The following is a 20,787-nucleotide window of genomic DNA, read 5'->3' as shown; positions in this document are numbered from 1 at the left end:
TGGGGTGGGGGGTCGGGTGCAGCCGTACTGCGAACGCGCCTGTGCGGACTAGGAGTTCAGGGCGGGGATGACCGACGAGCCGTACGCGTCGATCACGGCTTCCTGCGCGTCGTGCATGTCGTAGACGGCGAACTGGTCGACGCCCAGCTCACGCAGCGCGTTCAGCTTCTCGATGTGCCGCTCGACCGGACCGACGAGGCAGAACCGGTCCACGATCTCGTCGGGGACGAAGGCGGTGTCGGGGTTGTCGGCCCGCCCGTGGTGCGAGTAGTCGTACCCCTGCCGGGCCTTGATGTAGTCGGTCAGTTCCTCGGGTACGGCCGAGGAGTGCTCGCCGTACTTGGCGACCAGGTCGGCCACGTGGTTGCCGACCATGCCGCCGAACCAGCGGCACTGCTCGCGGGCGTGGGCCAGCGCCTCGGGCGAGTCGTCCTCGGTGACGTAGGCGGGGGCGGCGACGCAGATCGTGACCTCGGACGGGTCGCGGCCCGCGGCGGCCGCCGCGTCCTTGACCGCCTTCACCATGTACTCGGTCAGATAGAGGTCGGCCAGCTGGAGGATGAACCCGTCGGCCTCCTCACCGGTCATCTTCAGTGCCTTCGGGCCGTACGCCGCCATCCACACCGGGAGTTCGGCACCCGGCTTGATCCAGGGGAACCGGACGACCGTGTCGCCGCCGAGGTCGGCCTCCCCTCCACTGCCGAGCGCCCGGATGACCTTCATGGCGTCGCTGATCCGGGCCAGGGTGTTGGGCTTGCGCCCGGCCACCCGCATCGCCGAGTCGCCGCGGCCGATCCCGCACACCGTGCGGTTGCCGAACATGTCGTTCAGCGTGGCGAAGGTCGAGGCGGTCACCTCCCAGGTGCGGGTGCCCGGGTTGGTGACCATCGGGCCGACCTTCAGGTGCCGGGTCCGCGCCAGGATCTGGCTGTAGATGACGAACGGCTCCTGCCACAGCACGGCCGAGTCGAAGGTCCAGCCGTGGGTGAACCCGTTGTCCTCGGCGCGCCGCATCAGGTCGACGACCCGTGAGGCCGGCGGGTCCGTCTGCAGGACGAGTCCAAAGTCCATGTGCTCCGCTCCTAGTTCAGGTACTGGCAGGTGGAACGGGGCGTGTAGACACCGTGCCCGGCACGGCCGGTGTACTCCCGCTCGGTGATGACGGGTTCGCCGCGCGAGAGGACCGTCTCGACCCGGCCGGTGGTGCGCCGGCCCTCGTACGCCGAGTAGTCGACGTTCATGTGGTGGGTCTCGGCGGACATGACCTGCTCGGCGTGCGGGTCGTAGATCACGACGTCCGCGTCCGCGCCCGGCGCGAGGGTGCCCTTCTTCGGGTACATGCCGAACATCCGGGCCGGTGTGGCGCAGGCGATCTCGATCCAGCGGCGGCGCGAGATGCGCCCGTCGACCACGGCCTGGTGCAGCAGGTCCATCCGGTTCTCGACGCCAGGCAGGCCGTTGGGGATCTTCGAGAAGTCCCCGCGTCCCAGCTCCTTCTGGCCGACGAAGCAGAACGGGCAGTGGTCGGTGGAGACGACCTGGAGGTCGTTGGTCCGCAGCCCCTTCCACAGCTGCGCCTGGTGCTCCTTCGGCCGCAGCGGCGTCGAGCACACGTACTTCGCACCCTCGAAGTCGGGCTCGGCCAGGTTGTCGGTGGACAGGAACAGATACTGCGGGCAGGTCTCCCCGAAGACGTTCAGCCCGTCGTCGCGCGCCCGCGCCAGCTCCGCGACCGCCTCCGTCGCCGAGACGTGCACGACGTACAGCGGCGCGCCCGCGACCTGGGCGAGTCTGATGGCGCGGTGGGTGGCCTCCGCCTCCAGCAGGGCCTTGCGCACCTCGCCGTGGTAGCGCGGGTCGGTCTCGCCGCGGGCGAGTGCCTGCTCGACGAGGACGTCGATGGCGATGCCGTTCTCGGCGTGCATCATGATCAGCCCGCCGTTGTCGGCGGAACGCTGCATGGCGCGCAGGATCTGACCGTCGTCGCTGTAGAAGACGCCGGGGTAGGCCATGAACTGCTTGAAGGAGGTGACGCCCTCCTCCACCAGCAGATCCATCTCCTTGAGCGTCTCCTCGTTCACATCGGAGACGATCATGTGGAACCCGTAGTCGATCGCGCAGTTGCCCTCCGCCTTGGCGTGCCAGGCGTCCAGGCCCTCGCGCAGGGTGTGGCCCACGCTCTGCACGGCGAAGTCCACGATGGTGGTGGTGCCGCCCCAGGCGGCGGCCCGGGTGCCGGTCTCGAAGGTGTCGGAGGCGAAGGTGCCGCCGAACGGCAGCTCCATGTGGGTGTGGACGTCGACGCCGCCCGGGATGACGTACTTGCCGGTGGCGTCGATGGTCCGGTCGGCGGTCCACGCCCCGGCGGCCGGGGTGCCGCTCGCGGCGAGGGCGGCGATCCGGCCGTCCTCGATCAGGACGTCGGCGTGCATCTCGTCGGACGCGGTGATGACGAGACCACCGCGGATGACGGTACGGCTGCTCATTCTCCCTCTCCTACCGTGCTCGGCACTGTGGTCTTACGGGGCGGTGATCGGTCCGTAGGCGTCGGGCCGGCGGTCCCGGAAGAACTGCCAGCGGTCGCGGACCTCGCGGAGCTTCGCCATGTCCAGGTCGCGCACGACGAGTTCGGTCTCCTTGTCGCTCGCGACCTCGCCCACGAACTGCGCCTCGGGGTCCACGAAGTACGTGGTGCCGTAGAAGTCGTTGTCGCCCAGGTCCTCGACGCCGACCCGGTTGATCGCGCCGACGAAGTACTCGTTGGCGACGGCCGCCGCGGGCTGCTCCAGCTGCCAGAGGTAGCGCGACAGGCCACGGGAGGTCGCCGACGGGTTGAAGACGATCTCGGCGCCGGCCAGCCCCAGCGCCCGCCAGCCCTCCGGGAAGTGCCGGTCGTAGCAGATGTAGACGCCGATCCGGCCGACGGCCGTGTCGAAGACGGGCCAGCCCAGGTTGCCCGGCCGGAAGTAGAACTTCTCCCAGAAGCCCGGCACTTGTGGAATGTGGTGCTTGCGGTACTTGCCGAGGTACGAGCCGTCCGCGTCGATCACGGCTGCCGTGTTGTAGAGGACGCCGGGCTGCTCCTCCTCGTACACGGGCAGGATGAGGACGATGCCCAGCTCGCGGGCGAGGTCCTGGAAGCGGCGGACGATCGGGCCCTCGGGCACCTGCTCGGCGTACTCGTAGAACGCCTTGTCCTGCACCTGGCAGAAGTACGGGCCGTAGAACAGCTCCTGGAAGCAGAGCACTTGGGCGCCCTGGGCGGCCGCGTCCCGGACCGCCTGTTCGTGCACCTGGATCATCGACTCCTTGTCGCCGGTCCAGGCGGTCTGGAAGAGGGCGGCGCGGATCACTGGGCTCATCGGGACCTCCGGTCGCTCGGTGTGCAGCGAGCGTAGGAAGCCCGGCGATCGGCTTTGAGTGGCACCGTGTCACGTCTGCGGGCGTGGGGCGTGCCACGGTGTCACCCTGTCGTGGACCCATGTTTCACCGCCGTTTTCCCAGGTCATTGCGTGTTTCAACCGTGTTGCGCGTCATGCGCGAGGAGTGCGATGTGCACCGAGGCGGCCTGCTCGAAGTCGTCGAGGTCGACCCCGAGCCGGGTCTGTATCGCCTCCAGACGGCGGTACAGCGCGGGCCGCGAGACGTGGTGGAGCTGGGCGGTGCGGGACTTGTTGCGGCCGGTGGCGAGGTAGGTGCGGAGGACGGCGAGCAGGTCCTCGTCGGGGCCGCGGAGCAGCCCGTCCAGCTCGCGCTCGGCGAACGACTGCACCTGCGGGTCGTCCCGGAGCAGCCGGATCAGGCCGCGCAGATGGACGTCCCGCAGCCGGACCACGGCGGGCAGGTCGAGGGCCGCGGTGGAGTCGGCGACGGCGTCCGCCACGTGCTGGGCCTCACGCAGTCCGGTGGGCACCTCGTCCCACACGGTCCGGGCGTCGGCGGCGGCCACGACGGTCCGCTCGTCCCCCGCCTCGGAGCGCACCCGGGCCGCGAAGTTGGCGGCGAGCACCCCGGCGTCCTGGTCGCGGGCGAGGCTGAGCAGTACGGCGGTGGCTCCGTCGGCGAGTTCGGCGACGATCCCGGACAGGCCGAGCATGCGCAGCACCCGTTCCAGCCGGGCGGCCTCGCCGTCGCGCACGACGAGCGGGACGAACGTCCGCCGGTTGACGGGCAGTCCGGCCGCCCGGGCGCGCGGCAGCAGCTGACGGGCCGGGACGACCCCGCTGACCAGGTCGGTGAGCAGACTCTGCGCGGACTGTTCCTCCCAGCTGTGCGCGGCGGTGCCGCCGAGCATCCGGTGCAGGACGACCGCCTCGGCGGCGCGGTCGGCGAGGAGCCGCCCGGTGGCGGTGTCGCCCCGGTACCCGCAGAGCACGAGCCGGCCCCAGCGCTCCCCGCGCCCGCCGAGTTCGGCGCGGATCCAGCCGTCGCCCTCGCTGCCCCCGGCCTGGCGGGCGATGCGCTCCCAGTCGCGCAGCACGTCGTCCACGGCGGACCGCTCCCCCGCGGTGGCGAGGACGCGGTGGGCGAGGTTGGTGACGACGACGGGGCAGGCGCTGTGGGAGGCGATCTCGTCGAGCAGGCTCTGCAGCGGGGCGCCGCCGGTGATGAGCGCGGTCAGCGCTGTCCGCACCGACTCCGAGAGGCTGACGGCGGCGAACTTGCGCCGCACCAGCCGGCACTGGACCTCCTCGGTCAGCTCGGCGAACGGGAAGGGCCGGTGCAGGACGACCATGGGCAGCCCGCACCGCTCGGCGGCGCGGCGCATCACGTCGGGCGGGGCCGGGAACGCGCGGCCGAGGCCCAGGACGAGGGCGGCTGCCTCCGCCCGGTGCAGCGAGCGGACGTACTCGGCCTGCTTCTCCTCGTCCCCGGCGAGCAGCACCCCGGTGGTCAGCACCATCTCGCCGCCGCTGAGCATCACTCCGACGTCCGGGGCCTCGGCGACGTGCACCCAGCGAACCGGCCGGTCGAGATGGCCGGCCGCGGCCACCACCTCGGGCTCGCCGGCCAGCACCCGCTCCAGCGTGAGGACCTGACGGACCGACAGAGCGGGCTGGAGGGCGTCCCAGGGCTCTGGGGTGGTGGTCATGGCGGTGTTCCCTCGCTCGGGGGTCCGGGCGTGCCGGCTACAGGCTCCGCAGGGCGTTCTCCAGGATCGCGGCGCCCTCCTCGGCCTCGGCCACGGTGAGCGTCAGCGGCGGGGCGATGCGCAGGGCGCTGGTGTCGTGGCCGCCGCCCTTGCCGATGAGGAGACCGCCGTCGCGGGCCGCCTCCAGCACGGCGGACGCGGCCGCCGGGTCGGCCTCGTCGGTGCCGGGCCGGGTGAGTTCGACGCCCAGCATCAGGCCGCGCCCGCGCACCTCCCGTGCGTGGGGCACCTGGGCGGCGACGGCCCGCAGCCGCTCCCGCAGCAGCCCGCCGACCCGCCGGGCGTTGCCCTGCAGGTCGTGCTCCAGCAGGTACGCCAGGTTGGCGAGGCCGGCCGCCATGGTGATCTGGGTGCCGCCGAAGGTGGAGATGCTGTTGGCGTCCAGGCAGTTCATGACCTCGGCGCGGGCGACGACCCCGCCGATGGACATGCCGTTGCCGATGCCCTTGGCGAAGGTCAGGATGTCCGGCGGGCCGGAGCGGGCGTGAGCCTGCCAGCCCCAGAAGTGGTCGCCGGTGCGGCCCCAGCCGGTCTGCACCTCGTCCGCGATCCAGAGGACCCCGCGTTCGGCGAGCACCTCGCGGAACGCGGCGTACAGGCCGTCGGGTCCGGAGGTGAAGCCGCCGACGCCCTGGACGGGTTCGGCAATCAGCGCGGCCGGCGGGCGGGTGTGCCCGAGGACGTCCTTGAGGTCGGCGACGCAGGCGGCGATGAACGCGTCGTCGTCGAGGTGCGCGAACGGGCCTCGGGTGCGCACCCCGCCGTGCACGTAGAGCGTCTGCAGCGGGGACAGCGAGGTGGGCGACCAGCCGCGGTTGCCGGTGATGCCGACCGCGCTGAAGGAGCGCCCGTGGTAGCTGTTGCGCATCGCCAGGACGGTGTTGCTGCGCCGGTAGGTGGTGGCGAGCAGCAGCGCGGTGTCGTTGGCCTCGGTGCCCGAGGTGGTGAAGAAGACGCGGGCGTCCGGGATGCCGCTCAACTCGGCGATGCGCTCGGCGAGTTCCACCATGGGCCGGTTGAGGTAGAGGGTGGAGGAGTGCAGGATGCGGCCGGCCTGCTCGCTGATCGCCTTGGTGACCTCGGGCAGGGCGTGCGCGGTCATCGTGGTGAGGATGCCGCCGAAGAAGTCGAGGTAGCGGTTGCCCTCGGCGTCCCAGACGTGGCGGCCCTCGCCGTGGGTGATCTCCAGCGGCTCCTCGTAGTAGAGGGCGAGCCAGTCGGGCAGCACGGCGTGGTGGCGTCCCAGCAGGTCCTTGGTCACGGCTGCACCAGCCCTTCGTAGGCGTCGGGACGGCGGTCGCGGTAGAACGCCCACTGCTGCCGCACTTCCTCGATGACGTCGAAGTCGAGGTCGCGGACGAGGAGTTCCTCGGCCTTGTCCCCGGCGGCCTCGCCGACGAACTGCCCGCGCGGGTCGACGAAGTACGACGTCCCGTAGAAGTCGTTGTCGCCGTACTCCTCGACGCCGACGCGGTTGATCGCGGCGACGAAGTACTCGTTGGCGACGGCCGCCGCGGGCTGCTCCAGCCGCCAGAGGTAGGAGGACAGGCCCCGGTGGGTGGCGGACGGGTTGTAGACCAGCTGGGCCCCGTTCAGGCCGAGCTGGCGCCAGCCCTCCGGGAAGTGCCGGTCGTAGCAGATGTAGACGCCGACCTTGCCGACGGCAGTGTCGAAGACCGGCCAGCCGAGGTTGCCGGGCTTGAAGTAGTACTTCTCCCAGAAGCCCTTGACCTGGGGGATGTGGTGCTTGCGGTACTTGCCCAGGAAGGTGCCGTCGGCGTCGATCACGGCCGCGGTGTTGTAGTAGAAGCCGGACTGCTCGACCTCGAAGACGGGCACGACGACCACCATGCCGGTCTCGCGGGCGAGGTCCCGCATCCGCCGCACGGTCGGCCCGTCGGGGACCGGCTCGGCCCAGGCGTAGTGCTCCGGCTCCTGGACCTGGCAGAAGTACGGAGCGTTGAAGACCTCCTGGAAGCCGATGATCTTCGCGCCCTGCCGGGCCGCCTCCCGGGCGTGCTCCTCGTGTTTCGCCACCATGGACTCGGTGTCGCCGGTCCAGGTGGCCTGGACCAGAGCGGCACGAACGACGTTGGCCATGAGCTGCTCCTTCGACGGGACGTCAGAGCCTCTACGCCCGTAGAGGGGGCCGTAGAGGCTCGAAAGTAAGCCCCTGGAACAGCCTTGCCAAGACCATCGTCGTTAACCCGCTGACTCCATCCCGTTTCACACTCCTGAGGGTGACGGATGGGGCCGGTGGGAGGGATGCGGCGAGTGGTGTACGGCCTCCCTGGTCAGGCGGTGAAGCCCGCGACCCGCAGGGCGTGGACCAGGTCCCAGTACCGCTCGTCGGAGACGCCCCGGGCCGCGTCCAGCAGGAGCGGCACCAGCGTCCCGGGGTCGGCGGCGGCGCTGCGCGCGGCCTCCTCCGGGGTGCGGACGCGGACGTACGCGTCGAGCAGCGTCCGTACCTCCCGGTGCCGTCCTTCGCCGGCCAGGCCCATGACGGCCCGCCCTATCTCGGGCGCGGGCCGCACGACACCCTCCCGCAGGATGCGCTCGCCGTCCTCGGAGTGCCCGGCGGCCGTGAGGGCGTCCGCGGCGGCCACCAGGCGGGCCGCGGGCAGGGAGGCGGCCTCCCACAGCAGGGTCGCCCAGTCGGCGGCGAGTCCGGCGTGCCTGAGCTCGGCGGCGAGCAACGGGAAGCGGGCGGCGGGCCAGTACGCGATCTCGACCAGCAGGGCGTGCGCCTCGCCGGTGCGTCCGGCGCCGCGCAGCCGCCGCAGGGTCTCGACCGTGGCGAGGACGTCCTCGCGGTCGGCCGCTCCGAGCTCCTCGGCGGGCGGCCGGGGCGGGGTCTCGGGTGCCTCCTCGGCGACGCCCGCGAACCGGGCGCCCCTCGGGGACCCGCGCCCGCCGGCGGCCGGCGCGGGCGGCGGCTCCTCGACGGCCGGCGGGACGACGACGGGGCCGGTGTCCTCCTCGACGGCCCCGGCGAACCGGGCGCCGCCCCGGCGGCGTCTGCGCTGCCTGGGCACGGTAGGCGCGGGGTCGGGGGAACGCTCGCCCGTGTGCTCGTCCCGCTGTAAGACGGCTCCCTCCGGTTCCGCCTCCGGGATGTGCCCGCGCGGGGGCAGGGCGCGGTGGTCGAGGGCCGCCATACGGCGCAGCAGTTCCTCGCAGCGGGCACTCGCGCGCGCGTGGTCGTCGCGGGCCCAGGCGAGGTCGAGGCGCAGCGCGTCGGCCTCCGCGCGGGTCGTCGCGGAGGCGAGGGCGTGCTCCAGGGCCGTGCGGCGCTCGGCGGCGTACCGCAGTTCGCGGAGCATGACGTCGAGGCGGTCGCCGAGGGCGTCGCGTCCGCCGGGCCGGGCGTCGTGGGCGGCGACCGCGGCGGTGTGCAGCGCGCGGGTCCGTTCGGCGTAGGGGGTCGCACTGTCCGTGCCGTACCGGGCGGCGAGGTCGCCGAGCAGGGACTCGACCACGTCCCAGGGCGGCACCTCGCGTCCGTCGAGGGCGGCGCGCATGCCCTCCGGGTCGCGTTCCCAGAACACGCCGCACCAGCCGCCGCCCTGGTTCAGACGTGCCAGAAGGCCGTCCAGACAGTTCGTGAACTCCCGTACCTCGGACGGGAGTTGTTCCACCGACATCGCCCAACTCCCGCCAGACCGGAACACTCCGGTCCGTCAGGCAACACCAGTCGTGTTACGAACGCGCTACGGGGAGTTTTCCGGCGGGACGCAGAGTGCGCCCGTCCTTCCGGAAGGTGACGGACGTGTCAGGCGGCGGCCTCGGCGCCGCTCTCGGGCGCGCACCGGCCGACCAGGTCGTCCATGGACAGGCCGAGGGCCGTGGCCAGCGCGGCCACGGTGAAGAAGGCGGGAGTGGGGGCGCGCCCCGTCTCGATCTTCCGAAGGGTCTCGGCCGAGACGCCGGCGCGCGCCGCGATCTCCGGCATGCTGCGGTCGCCGCGGGCCTCGCGGAGCAGGCGGCCGAGACGCTCGCCGCGTTCGCGCTCTTCGGGGGTGAGAGGGGTGCGCACCATGGCGCCCATTCTAATACCGCTCCCCCGCCGCCCACCCTGGTCGGACCGGATCAGATCCCATTCAAATACCGGTATAGTAATTGGCATGGTGGAACTGAAGACGGACACGGCGATCGACGAGATGCGGGTGGCGGGGCAGGTGGTGGGCCGGGCGCTCACCGCGGTGCGCGAGGCCGCCGACGTGGGCGTGTCCCTGCTGGAACTGGACGAGGTGGCACGCGGCGTGCTCCGGGAGGCGGGCGCGACGTCGCCGTTCCTCGGGTACCGCCCCTCCTTCGCGCCCGTGCCCTTCCCCGCGGTCATCTGCGCCTCGGTCAACGACGCGATCGTGCACGGCATCCCGGACGGCTACCGGCTGCGCGACGGGGACCTGGTCTCCATCGACTGCGGCGCCCAGCTGGGCGGCTGGGCCGGTGACTCGGCGATCAGCTTCGTCGTCGGCACCCCGCGCCCCGCCGACGTCCGGCTGATCGAGACGGTGGAGCGGGCTCTCGCGGCGGGCATCGAGGCGGCCGTCGTCGGCAACCGCATCGGCGACATCGCCCACGCGATCGGCTCGGTGTGCCGCTCGGCGGGGTACGGCGTGCCGGACGGCTTCGGCGGGCACGGCATCGGCCGCCGGATGCACGAGGACCCGTCCGTGCCGAACGAGGGCCGGCCGGGCCGGGGCATGCCGCTGCGGCACGGCCTCGTCCTGGCCATCGAGCCGATGGTCACCGCGGGCGGCCGCGACGACTACCACGCGGCCCCGGACGGCTGGACCCTGCGGACGAACGACGGGTCCCGCGCCGCCCACGCCGAGCACACCGTCGCGATCACCGCGGACGGCCCGCGCATCCTCACGGCACGCTGACCCCCGGCGCTGTCTGGAGGTGCCCCCGCCCATCGATCGTGCGAAGGTGTTCTACGAACGCGGCCAGGTGCAACCGGCGCCCGCCGGGGTCACCCGACTCCGGCAGTCGATCAGCGAGGGCGACCCTGCCCGCGCAGGGACGCCGGATGGGAACGCCCATGACCAGTGGCTTCAGTGGTCCGGACGACTACGACCCCTTCGGAGAATTCCTCGCCCGCTTCTTCAGCGGACCGCGCTCAGGCCCCCGCCAGATCGACATCGGACGGCTGCTCAGCCAGCCGGCCAGGGAGCTGGTGAGGGGCGCCGCCCAGTACGCGGCCGAGCACGGCAGCCGGGACCTGGACACCCAGCATCTGCTGCGGGCCGCCCTGTCCGCCGAGCCGACCCGGAGTCTGCTCAGCCGGGCGGGCGCGGACCCCGACTCCCTCGCCACCGAGATCGACGAGCGCTCTGGCCCCGTCCAGCATCCGCCGGGCGAGACCCCGCCGCCCACGTCGCTCTCCCTCACCCCGGCCGCCAAGCGGGCGCTGCTGGACGCGCACGACCTGGCCCGGACCCGCGGCCACGGCTACATCGGCCCGGAGCACGTCCTCAGCGCCCTCGCCGCGAACCCCGACTCGGCCGCCGGGCACATCCTCAACGAGGTCCGTTTCGCGCCGTCCGGCCGGATGTCCCCCGACTCCCCGGAAGCGGCGCCGCCCCGGCCCGGACCCGACCAGCGGCCACGCGTCGACACCGGCACGCCGACCCTCGACAAGTACGGCCGCGATCTGACCGACCTCGCCCGGCAGGGCCGGATCGACCCGGTCATCGGGCGCGACGAGGAGATCGAGCAGACCGTCGAGGTGCTCTCCCGGCGCGGCAAGAACAACCCCGTGCTCATCGGCGACGCCGGGGTCGGCAAGACCGCGATCGTGGAGGGCCTGGCCCAGCGGATCAGCGACGGGGACGTGCCGGACGTGCTCAGCGGCCGCCGGGTCATCGCGATGGACCTGACCGGGGTCGTCGCGGGCACCCGCTACCGGGGCGACTTCGAGGAACGCCTCACCACCATCGTGGACGAGATCCGCGCCAACTCCGACCGGCTGATCGTGTTCATCGACGAACTGCACACCGTCGTCGGCGCCGGAGGCGGCGGCGAGGGCGGCGCCATGGACGCCGGCAACATCCTCAAGCCGGCGCTGGCCCGCGGCGAGCTGCACATCGTCGGCGCGACCACGCTGGAGGAGTACCGCAGGATCGAGAAGGACGCCGCGCTCTCCCGCCGCTTCCAGCCGATCCTGGTCCCCGAGCCGACCACCGCGGACGCCATCGAGATCCTCCGCGGCCTGCGCGACCGCTACGAGGCCCACCACCAGGTCCGCTACAGCGACGAGGCGCTGGTGGCCGCCGTGGAGCTGTCCGACCGCTATCTCACCGACCGGCGGCTGCCCGACAAGGCGATCGACCTGATCGACCAGGCCGGCGCCCGGGTCCGGCTGCGCACGCGGACCAAGGGCACGGACGTACGGGCCATGGAGCGCGAGGTCGAGCAGCTGACCCGCGACAAGGACCAGGCCGTCGCCGACGAGCAGTACGAGCAGGCGACCCATCTGCGGGACCGCATCGTCGAGTTGAAGCAGCGCATCGCGGACGCCGGCGGTGACGTCGAGGTCGACGAGGGCATGCATCTGACGGTCACCACGGAGAACATCGCCGAGGTGGTGTCCCGGCAGACCGGCATCCCGGTGAGCAGCCTCACCGAGGAGGAGAAGGACCGGCTGCTCGGCCTGGAGGAGCATCTGCACGAGCGGGTGGTCGGCCAGGACGAGGCGGTGCGCGTGGTCTCCGACGCGGTGCTGCGCTCACGGGCCGGCCTCGCGAGCCCCGACCGGCCCATCGGCAGCTTCCTGTTCCTCGGCCCGACCGGCGTCGGCAAGACCGAGCTGGCCCGGGCGCTCGCCGAGGTGCTGTTCGGCAGCGAGGACCGCATGGTCCGCCTCGACATGAGCGAGTACCAGGAACGGCACACCGTCAGCCGGCTGATCGGCGCCCCGCCCGGATACGTCGGGCACGAGGAGGCCGGCCAGCTCACCGAGGTCGTACGGCGGCACCCGTACTCGCTGCTGCTGCTCGACGAGATCGAGAAGGCCCACCCGGACGTCTTCAACATCCTGCTCCAGGTGCTGGACGACGGCCGGCTCACCGACTCGCAGGGCCGCACGGTGGACTTCACCAACGCGGTCATCGTGATGACCAGCAACCTCGGCTCGGAGGCGATCACCCGGGGCGGCACCGGGATCGGCTTCGGCTCGGGCGACGGGCAGTCCGACGAGGAGGCCCGCACCGAGCGCATCCTGCGCCCGCTGCGCCAGCAGTTCCGGCCCGAGTTCCTCAACCGGATCGACGAGATCGTCGTCTTCCGCCAGCTGACCACCGAGCAGCTGGAGCGCATCACCAACCTGATGCTGGACAAGACGCGCCGGATGCTGCACGCCCAGGGCGTCGCCGTGGACTTCACCGCCGCGGCCGTGGACTGGCTGTCCGAGCGCGGCTACCAGCCCGAGTACGGCGCCCGCCCGCTGCGCCGCACGATCCAGCGGGAGGTCGACAACCAGCTCTCCCGGCTGCTGCTCGACGGCCGGATCGGCGAGGGCGGCCGGGTCACCGTGGACGTCGCGGACGGACGGCTGGACTTCCGCACGGAAGAGCTGCCGCCCGCCCCCGAGTTGTGAGCGTCGCGCCCGGCGTCAGCGCGCCGGGCGCACCACCATCGCGGAGCCGCCGCCGCGCCGGGCCTTCTCGGCGGCGGCCAGCCACCGGCCGTCCGGCAGCCGCTGCACACCGGTGGCCGCGCCGATCTCCGGGTTGAGCCGGAAGCCGTGCCCGATGGCCTCCAGACGCGTTCGCAACGGGCTGTCGTACAGGCCCGGTTCCAGTTCGGTGGTGGCGGCGTTGCGCTGGCTGGCGCGCGGCGCGGCGATCGCGTCGACGAGCGGCAGCCCCCGGTCGAGGAAGCCGGTCAGGGTCTGCAGCACCGTGGTGATGATGGTGGCGCCGCCGGGCGATCCGAGCGCCACGACGGGCTCGCCGTGCCGGTCCAGCACGATCGTCGGGGACATCGACGAGCGCGGCCGCTTGCCGGGGCCCGGCAGGTTCGGGTCGTGGACGGCGGGGCTCGCAGGGGTGAAGGAGAAGTCGGTCAGCTCGTTGTTGAGCAGGAAGCCTCGGCGGGGCACCGTGATGCCGCTGCCGCCGGTCTGCTCGATGGTGAGCGTGTAGGACACGACATCGCCCCACTTGTCGGCCACCGTGAGGTGGGTGGTGCTGTCGCCCTCGTAGGTCGTGGGGGCGGCCGTGCCGCGCGCGTCGCAGGCGGCCGGGTGGCGGGGGTCGCCGGGCGCGACGGGGCTGGTGAGCACCGCGTCGTCCTTGATGAGGCAGCCCCGCGAGTCGGCGTACCGCTGCGAGAGCAGTTCCTTCGTCGGTACGTCCTCGAATGCGGGGTCGCCGACCCAGCGACTGCGGTCCGCGAAGGCGATCCGGCTGGCCTCGATGTACCGGTGCAGATAGCGGACGTCGCTCGCGCGGGAGAGGTCGGTCCGCTCCAGGATGTTGAGGGCCTCGCCGACGGTCGTGCCGCCGGAGGAGGACGGCGCCATGGAGTAGACGCCCAGACCCCGGTAGGTCGTCTTCGTCGGCGCCTGCGCCCGGACGCGGTAGGTCGCGAGGTCCTTGGCGGTGAGGTCGCCGGGCCGGGCGTTCCATCCCGAACCGGCGGCCACGGGCGGTTCGTTCACCGTCCGTACGATGTCCCGCGCGAGGTCGCCGCGGTACAGCTCGCCGACGCCCTTGCGCGCCAGTTCGGCGTAGGTGCGCGCGAGGTCGGGGTTCTTGAAGGTGGAGCCGACGACCGGCAGGCGGCCGTTCGGCAGGAACAGCTTCGCGGTGTCCGGGAAGTAGCGGAACCGCGTCTCGTTGGAGGCGGTCTGCGAACGGAACGTCTCGTCGACGGTGAAGCCGTCGCGGGCCAGCCGTTCAGCGGGCTTCAGCACCGTGCCGAGGCGTTTGCTGCCCCAGGCGTCGAGGGCCTTCTGCCAGGTGGCGGCCGTGCCGGGGGTGCCGACGCTCAGCCCGCTGGTGACGGCGTCGGCGAAGGGGATCGCTGAGCCGTTCTCCACGAACAGCTTGGAGTCGGCGCTGAGCGGCGCGGTCTCCCGGCCGTCGAGGGTGTGCACCGAACGGGACTTGGCGTCGTAGTGGACGAAGTAGCCGCCCCCGCCGACACCGGCCGAGTAGGGCTCGGTGACGCCGAGCGCGGCGGCGGTGGCGACGGCGGCGTCGACCGCGTTGCCGCCCTTGCGCAGGATCTCGATGCCGGCGGCGGTGGCGTCGGCGTCGACGCTGGCCACCGCTCCGCCGTAGCCGGCGGCCACCGGCACCTTCTCCACGGGCCGTGCTCCCCCGGGGCCGGGCGGCGCCGCCGCCCCCACCGAGACCACGGCGGCCGAGACCGCCAGGACCGACAGTTTCCGCGCGACACGGCGACGCATCCGCACCTCCAGTCAGGACTGTCCGCGCAGCGTAACCGCATCCCCGGGGTCCCGACAGACCCCCTCGGAGGACTGTCACGCGAACGCCATGCGTCGAACACCGGTACGTACCAGAGGCGTCGGTTCGCTAGCATGCGCGCCCATGAACGACGACGTGCGCAACATCGTCCTGGGCGTGGTCGCGGCCGGTATCAGCGCCGCGCTCGGCTGGCTGGCCCGCACCTATCTGTGGAGGCGCAGGCTGCGCCGCAAGCAGGCGTTCTTCGGGCTGCCCGAGAACGCGGAATCGCTGCTCGTGGTCAACCGCGGGGCGGGCGGGCCCGAGCTGACGGTGATGCGCTACGACGTGTTCGCCCTGCTGGAACTCGCCGCCCTCATCAAGGACTGCCACGCCCACGCGCAGATCATCCCGCACGACGCGGCGCGCCAGGGCTTCGGGGAGCGCACCGAGTTCTGCGTGGGCGGGCCGGCCTCCAACCGCCGTATGGCCGCGCATCTGGCGTCGCTGCTGCCGGGGGTGCGGGTGAACACGGACGCCGAACCGGGCCCGGAGCGGGGGCTGTTCCAGATCGGCTCCGAGCGCTACCAGGTGGAGCCCGGCAAGGAGGAGTACGCGCTGCTCGCGCGGATCACCGTCGGCCAGAGCCAAGGGTCGCGGCCCGTCTTCCTGTTCTGCGGCCAGACCGCCATCACCAACCAGGCGGCCACCCGATATCTCGCCCGCAACCACGAGCGGCTGTCCCGCAAGCACGGCAACGGCTCGTTCGTGCTGCTGCTGAAGATAGTCAACTCGCAGGCGTACGGGCCGGACGTGGTGGAGCTCGTCGCGGACGTGACGCGGGCGGCGCAGACGGCACTGCCCGCACCCGCGCCCGCGCGCAATAGCCACCGCGCCTCCTGAGGTACATCACATTCCATTAATCTTTACTGGCACGTAACTTACCGACGGGTTACTTACGGTAAACGATCGCGGTTACCGTCGGGTCACTTTGCACGCAGACGAGCGAGGAGTGACCCGTGGGATTCCAACGCACCGCCCCGCGCACGACCGCCGTGGGCATCGTCGCCGCGACCCTCGTCGCCGGTGGCGTCCTCGGGTCCGCCCCGGCGGCCCAGGCGGCCCCGAACGGCGTCCGCTTCGTGGACATCGCCGGCGACGGCGGCATCACCCTGAAGGCCAACGTCGTCACGCCGTCCGGCGCCCGCGCCGGGAGCCGCCACCCGCTGCTCGTCCTGCCCACGAGCTGGGGCCTGCCCCAGGTCGAGTACTTCGCGCAGGCGCAGAAGCTCGCGGACTCCGGCTATGTCGTGGTCAGTTACAACGTGCGCGGCTTCTGGCAGTCCGGCGGCGAGATAGAAGTGGCCGGGCCACCGGACATAGCCGACGCCTCCAAGGTCATCGACTGGGCCCTGGCCAACACCCCGGCCGACCCGCGGCACATCGGCATGGCGGGTGTGTCGTACGGCGCCGGGATCAGCCTGCTCGCCGCCGCGCACGACAAGCGGGTCCGGGCGGTCGCCGCCCTCAGCGGCTGGGCCGACCTCATCGGCTCGATCTACTCCGGCCGCACCCAGCACGTGCAGGCGGGGGCCCTGCTGGACGGCGCGGGCCGCATCACCGGACGCCGGAGCGAGGAACTCAAGGGGATCTTCCGCGACTTCTACGCCTCCGACCTGTCCCGGGAACAGGACCTGATCGACTGGGGGAAGAGACGTTCGGCCGCGACCTACGTCGACCAGCTGAACGACAGCGGCGCCGCGGTCATGCTGGCCAACGCCTGGGGCGACACCGTCTTCCCGCCCAACCAGTACGCGGACTTCTACGAGAAGCTGACAGGCCCCAAACGCCTGGAGATGCGCCCCGGCGACCACGCCACCCCGGAGATCACGGGCCTGCTCGGTGTCCCCAACGACGTGTGGAAGGACACCGAGCGCTGGTTCGACCGGCATCTGCGGGGCGAGGACAACGGCATCGACCGCGAACCGCCCGTCCAGCTCAAGCCCCGTTCCTCCGGCGGCTACGAGAGCTATCCGGACTGGAAGTCCGTCGCCGCCACCGAACGCAAGATCTCCCTCGGCGGCTCGACCACCATCCGGGCCAACGTGGACTCCGGCGCGGACGGCGGCATCGTCTTCCTCTCCAGCATCCTCGACCAGGTGGCCCATCTGCCGCCGATGGCCTCGATCCCGCTCCTCCCCCGGCGCTGGGCGGCCGTCTGGCAGTCCGGGAAGTACCCGGCCGCACAGCACATCAGGGGGACGGCGAAGCTGCACACGACCGTCACCCCGACCGAGGAGAGCGGCACCCTCGTCGCCTATCTCTACGACGTGGGCCCGCTCGGCCTCGGCAAGCTGGTCAGCAACGCGCCGTACACCTTCCACGGGCGTACGCCCGGGCGGCCGTTCGGCCTCGACCTGGAGCTGTACTCCACGGCCTGGGACGTGCCGGCCGGTCACCGGCTGGCTCTGGTGGTCGACACGGTCGACCCGCTCTACATCGAGCACAACCCGTCCGGCGCGCGGCTGACCTTCTCCTCACCGGCGGACGACCCGTCGTACGTGTCGATCCCCCTGCGCGAGCAGTGATCTCCGGCCGGCGCCGGGCGGGTATGGCTCTGTGACTGCTGCCCCCTGCCGCCCCGTGGTCCCGGGGCCGTGGGGGGATCCCCACCCGGCAGCAGCGTCCCTGGTCGCGGCCGGGGCCACCTCCATGGCCCAGGGGACGGACGAATCATCGTAGTCGAGGTCGTGGCGGGCGTGGATCGCGGTGGGGGAAAACCCCCTCGGCCACGCCCGCGCCGCCCTCCCGTCCGGGCGGGTCCCCTTCGTGTGTGCCGTCGTCGCGCGGTTCGGCCATCGGATCGCCGGTCATGCCCAGCCCCAGTCCTCTTCAGCTGTGATGCGGTGGCCGCAAACTATCCAGGCCGGAAGGGACTCGACGCACGACACGCACTTTTCGGGCATAAGCCGTATTTACACCGCTCTTATCCGGAAGTGCAGGTCAAAGCCTTACGTCTCGGCCACCTCCCCGTACCACTGGGACAGTTCGGGCACCCCGTTCACCGCCCACTCGTGCCCGGCGGCCACCACGTCGAACTCCCGTCCCGAGGCGAGCCGTACGACCGGCTGGCCGTCCGGCCGGATCATCCAGCCGGCCCCCCGCACCGTGCGCACGAGGACCGTGCCGAGGTAGAGCCCCGCGTCGTTGCCGAGCCACGCCAGGATGTCCGCGTCGTCCCGCCAGCGCGGCAGCAACTGGTCGAGCGCTTCCAACGACTCGGCGCTGTCGTCGAGTCGCACCCCCGCCCGGGAGGCGAGGGACCTCAACAGCTCGCACTCGGCGAGGAGTCCGGCGATGCCCTCGGGGTCGACGGCTGCGCGTTTCTCCGGCCGGCCGCCCAGAAAAGGGATCTTCATACCTCCAGCGTGTCATTCGCACGGCCGAACGCACCACAGGCGCGCGGACCGCCGATTCGGGTCGAGTTCACGCCGAGTTCGCGCATGGCGCGTTGACGGGTCACCGCTGCCTCCCTACGTTCTCGGTGCGTCACGCGTCTCAGCGGAACCACTCGTGCGAAGTCATGTGCGGTCGTGAACGGGAGGAGTCGAAGGTGCGCCGACGCAGGTGGAGTTCCGCCGTCGTCCTGGCCCTCTTCAGCGTGCTGGTGCCCGGCCTCCCGGCGCACGCGGCCACCGCACGCGGACCCGGACCGCTGCCGCTGGAACGGCTCTTCGACAACACGGCCGTCAGCGACGACACCCGGCCCGCCGAGGCCGACTTCGACGGATCGGGCGCCTCGCTGTCCGCGCAGGACCTCGCCGCCGCCGGCTGGACACCGGGCCGCGCGCTCACCGTTCAGGGCACCCGGCTGACCTGGCCCGGGCGGGGCGGTGCCCCGGACAACGTCCGGGCCGCGGGGCAGGAAGTGCGGCTGCGCGGCCGGGGCGACGCCCTGGCCTTCCTGGTTGCGGGCACGGCCGGCACCGACGTGTCCGGCACCGGTGCCGTCACCTACGCCGACGGCACCCGGTCCGCGTACGCCCTCACCGCCCCCGACTGGCGTACCGGCCCGCTCGCCACCAAGGCGGTGGCCCTGGCCCACCTCAACACGCCCGGCGGCCAGCTCGCCGAACGGCCCCGGTTGTACGTCGTGACGGTGCCCCTCGCGGCCGGTCGCGAGGTCGCCTCGGTACGGCTGCCGCAGGCCCCGGCGATGCATGTGTTCGCGCTCGCGGTGCGCGCCCCCGCGGCCGGCTGGACGGGCAGCTGGGCGACCGCCGCCGGGGGCTACCCGGCCGTCGGTCCCTGGACGGACCGGACGCTGCGGCTCGTGGTGCACACCTCCGTGGGCGGGCCACGGGTGCGGCTGCGGTTCGACAACACGTTCGCGGCCGGGCCGGTGCGGATCGGGAGCACGACCGTGTCCGTGCGGCGGTCGGGCGCGGAGGCGACGGGCACGCCGGTGCGCGTCTCCTTCGGCGGGGCACGGGGCGTGCGGATCCCGGCGGGCGCCCAGGCGTACAGCGATCCCCTGGGCTTCCGGGTGCCCGGGGACGCGCATCTGCTGGTGAGCTTCCATCTGCCCGGGACCGTGCCGGCGGCGCCCGTGCACCGGCTCGCGCAGCAGCGGTCGTACGTGAGCGAGCCGGGCGACCACACCGGGGACGTCTCGGGGGCGGCCTTCCCGACCGTCCTGACCAGCTGGCCGCTGCTGACCGGGGTCGACGTGTCCGGCGGTCCGGGTTCCGTGGTGCTGCTCGGCGACTCCATCACCGACGGCGACCGGTCGACGCCGGACGCCGACCGGCGGTGGCCGGACGTGCTGGCGGACCGGCTGCGCGGGCAGAGCGAGGTGCCACGCTACGGCGTGCTCAACGAGGGGATCTCCGGCAACCGCGTGGTCTCCGACCGGTATCCCGGTGACGGCGTCTCCACCGACACCTCCGGGGTGAGCGCGCTGCACCGTTTCGACCGGGACGTCCTGGCGCAGACGTCGGTGCGGAGTGCCGTGGTGTTCGAGGGGATCAACGACGTGCGCTGGCAGGCCACGGCCGAGCAGGTCGTCGCCGGGCTGCGGGTGCTCGCCGAGCGCGGGCACGCGCACGGGCTGCGGATGCTGGCGGCGACGATCCTGCCGTGCGAGGGCGAGGCGCGGTGCACCCCGGCCGTCGACGCCGAGCGGACCAGGATCAACGACTGGATCCGCCAGGCGGGCGTCTTCGACGGGGTGCTCGACTTCGACGCCGTGGTGCGCGACCCGGCGCGTCCGGCGCGGATGCTGCCGGCCTACGACAGCGGCGACCATCTGCACCCCGGGGACGCGGGGCTCGCCGCGCTGGCCGGGTCGGTGGACCTGCGTTCGCTGGTGCCCCGAGGAGGCCCTGGGGCCTTCTAGACGTCCAGGTCGACCACGACGGGGGCGTGGTCGGAGGCGCCCTTGCCCTTGCGCTCCTCGCGGTCCACGTAGGAGTCGCCGACGGCCTTCGCGAACGCCTCGTTGCCGTACACGAGGTCGATGCGCATGCCGCGGTTCTTCGGGAAGCCGAGCTGGCGGTAGTCCCAGTACGTGAAGGGGTGGTCGTACTTCAGGGGGCGCGGGACCACGTCCGTCAGGCCCGTCTCGCGCAGGGAGGCGAGCGCGGCGCGCTCGGCCGGGGTGACGTGCGTGGCGCCCTCGAAGGCGGCCCGGTCGAAGACGTCGTCGTCCGTCGGCGCCACGTTGTAGTCGCCCATCACGGCGAAGGGGCGGCTGCCGGCCGCGTCCCCGGCGACGGCCGCCTTCAGGGCCTCGAACCACTGGAGCTTGTACGCGTAGTGGGGGTGGTCCACCTCGCGGCCGTTCGGCACGTAGACCGACCAGACGCGGACCGGGCCGCAGGTCGCGGAGATCGCGCGGGGCTCCACCGAGCCGTCGTAGCCGGGGTCGCCGGGCAGGCCCTTGACGACGTCCTCGATGCCGACGCGGGAGAGCACCGCCACGCCGTTCCACCGGCCGGTGACGTGGACCGCCGCCTCGTAGCCGAGGTCGCGCAGCGCGTCGAAGGGGAACTGCTCCTCGGCGACCTTGGCCTCCTGCAGGCACAGGACGTCGGTGCCGCTGCTCTCCAGCCAGGCGAGGAGCCTGGGCAGGCGGGCGGTGATCGAGTTCACGTTCCAGGTCGCGATACGCATGCCTCACAACCTACCGGGCGGGTCCGACAACGCGGT

The 20,787-nt window shown here is 72.4% G+C and carries 16 protein-coding genes; 5 read left to right on the top strand and 11 right to left on the bottom strand.

The window, feature by feature from the left end; translation table 11 throughout:
- Nucleotides 1-48: 48 nt before the first annotated feature.
- The 8 genes from ADL34_RS14235 to ADL34_RS14200 form a co-directional block, all read right to left on the bottom strand.
- Nucleotides 49-1,071 (bottom strand): TIGR03842 family LLM class F420-dependent oxidoreductase, encoded by a 1,023-nt coding sequence (locus tag ADL34_RS14235; protein ID WP_062667026.1) that lies wholly within the window; start codon nucleotides 1,069-1,071, stop codon nucleotides 49-51.
- 11 nt (nucleotides 1,072-1,082) lie between these two features.
- Nucleotides 1,083-2,486 (bottom strand): dihydropyrimidinase, encoded by a 1,404-nt coding sequence (gene hydA / locus ADL34_RS14230; RefSeq protein ID WP_062667025.1) that lies wholly within the window; start codon nucleotides 2,484-2,486, stop codon nucleotides 1,083-1,085.
- A gap of 33 nt (nucleotides 2,487-2,519) precedes the next feature.
- Complete coding sequence (locus ADL34_RS14225) at nucleotides 2,520-3,362, bottom strand: nitrilase-related carbon-nitrogen hydrolase (RefSeq protein WP_062667024.1); 843 nt, start codon at nucleotides 3,360-3,362, stop codon at nucleotides 2,520-2,522.
- A gap of 155 nt (nucleotides 3,363-3,517) precedes the next feature.
- Nucleotides 3,518-5,092, bottom strand: coding sequence for a PucR family transcriptional regulator (locus ADL34_RS14220; protein ID WP_062667023.1), 1,575 nt, complete (start codon nucleotides 5,090-5,092; stop codon nucleotides 3,518-3,520).
- 37 nt (nucleotides 5,093-5,129) lie between these two features.
- The gene (locus ADL34_RS14215; RefSeq protein ID WP_062667021.1) at nucleotides 5,130-6,413 is read right to left on the bottom strand and encodes an aspartate aminotransferase family protein; all 1,284 of its coding nucleotides are present in this window, start codon (nucleotides 6,411-6,413) and stop codon (nucleotides 5,130-5,132) included.
- Nucleotides 6,410-7,252, bottom strand: coding sequence for a nitrilase-related carbon-nitrogen hydrolase (locus ADL34_RS14210; protein WP_062667019.1), 843 nt, complete (start codon nucleotides 7,250-7,252; stop codon nucleotides 6,410-6,412). The genes ADL34_RS14215 and ADL34_RS14210 overlap by 4 nt, the downstream gene beginning before the upstream one ends.
- Before the next feature lie 194 nt (nucleotides 7,253-7,446).
- The gene (locus tag ADL34_RS14205; protein WP_063892290.1) at nucleotides 7,447-8,799 is read right to left on the bottom strand and encodes a hypothetical protein; all 1,353 of its coding nucleotides are present in this window, start codon (nucleotides 8,797-8,799) and stop codon (nucleotides 7,447-7,449) included.
- Nucleotides 8,800-8,927: 128 nt separating this feature from the next.
- Nucleotides 8,928-9,194, bottom strand: coding sequence for a helix-turn-helix domain-containing protein (locus ADL34_RS14200; RefSeq protein WP_062667170.1), 267 nt, complete (start codon nucleotides 9,192-9,194; stop codon nucleotides 8,928-8,930).
- An 85-nt stretch (nucleotides 9,195-9,279) separates the two neighbouring features.
- On the opposite strand from ADL34_RS14200, the gene map reads away from it, so the two are divergent.
- Complete coding sequence (gene map / locus ADL34_RS14195) at nucleotides 9,280-10,047, top strand: type I methionyl aminopeptidase (RefSeq protein ID WP_062667016.1); 768 nt, start codon at nucleotides 9,280-9,282, stop codon at nucleotides 10,045-10,047.
- Between the two features lie 158 nt (nucleotides 10,048-10,205).
- On the top strand, nucleotides 10,206-12,761 hold the full coding sequence (locus ADL34_RS14190) for an ATP-dependent Clp protease ATP-binding subunit (RefSeq protein WP_062667014.1): 2,556 nt from the start codon (nucleotides 10,206-10,208) through the stop codon (nucleotides 12,759-12,761).
- Nucleotides 12,762-12,776: 15 nt separating this feature from the next.
- On the opposite strand, the gene ggt is transcribed toward ADL34_RS14190, so the two are convergent.
- Entirely contained in the window at nucleotides 12,777-14,579 is a 1,803-nt protein-coding gene (gene ggt / locus ADL34_RS14185) for a gamma-glutamyltransferase (RefSeq protein ID WP_062667012.1), read from the bottom strand.
- 142 nt (nucleotides 14,580-14,721) lie between these two features.
- On the opposite strand from ggt, the gene ADL34_RS14180 reads away from it, so the two are divergent.
- Nucleotides 14,722-15,480 (top strand): hypothetical protein, encoded by a 759-nt coding sequence (locus tag ADL34_RS14180; protein WP_199835570.1) that lies wholly within the window; start codon nucleotides 14,722-14,724, stop codon nucleotides 15,478-15,480.
- A gap of 116 nt (nucleotides 15,481-15,596) precedes the next feature.
- Complete coding sequence (locus ADL34_RS14175; RefSeq protein WP_062667011.1) at nucleotides 15,597-17,165, top strand: alpha/beta fold hydrolase; 1,569 nt, start codon at nucleotides 15,597-15,599, stop codon at nucleotides 17,163-17,165.
- 423 nt (nucleotides 17,166-17,588) lie between these two features.
- Here the strand turns inward: ADL34_RS14175 and ADL34_RS14170 are convergent, their stop codons facing one another.
- Nucleotides 17,589-17,996, bottom strand: a complete 408-nt coding sequence (locus ADL34_RS14170) for a DUF6278 family protein (RefSeq protein ID WP_062667009.1) — start codon at nucleotides 17,994-17,996, stop codon at nucleotides 17,589-17,591.
- Nucleotides 17,997-18,160: 164 nt separating this feature from the next.
- On the opposite strand from ADL34_RS14170, the gene ADL34_RS14165 reads away from it, so the two are divergent.
- Nucleotides 18,161-19,975, top strand: coding sequence for an SGNH/GDSL hydrolase family protein (locus tag ADL34_RS14165; protein ID WP_062667007.1), 1,815 nt, complete (start codon nucleotides 18,161-18,163; stop codon nucleotides 19,973-19,975).
- On the opposite strand, the gene ADL34_RS14160 is transcribed toward ADL34_RS14165, so the two are convergent.
- On the bottom strand, nucleotides 19,972-20,751 hold the full coding sequence (locus tag ADL34_RS14160) for an exodeoxyribonuclease III (RefSeq protein ID WP_062667005.1): 780 nt from the start codon (nucleotides 20,749-20,751) through the stop codon (nucleotides 19,972-19,974). The two genes, ADL34_RS14165 and ADL34_RS14160, sit on opposite strands and share 4 nt — an antisense overlap.
- Nucleotides 20,752-20,787: the final 36 nt, after the last annotated feature.

Origin of the sequence: Streptomyces sp. NRRL WC-3605 (assembly GCF_001509795.1) — a bacterium.
GTDB classification, from domain to species: Bacteria; Actinomycetota; Actinomycetes; order Streptomycetales; family Streptomycetaceae; genus Streptomyces; species Streptomyces viridochromogenes.
The sequence above is the reverse complement of the archived record's forward strand: the minus strand, read 5'-3'. Positions and strand labels throughout refer to the sequence as shown.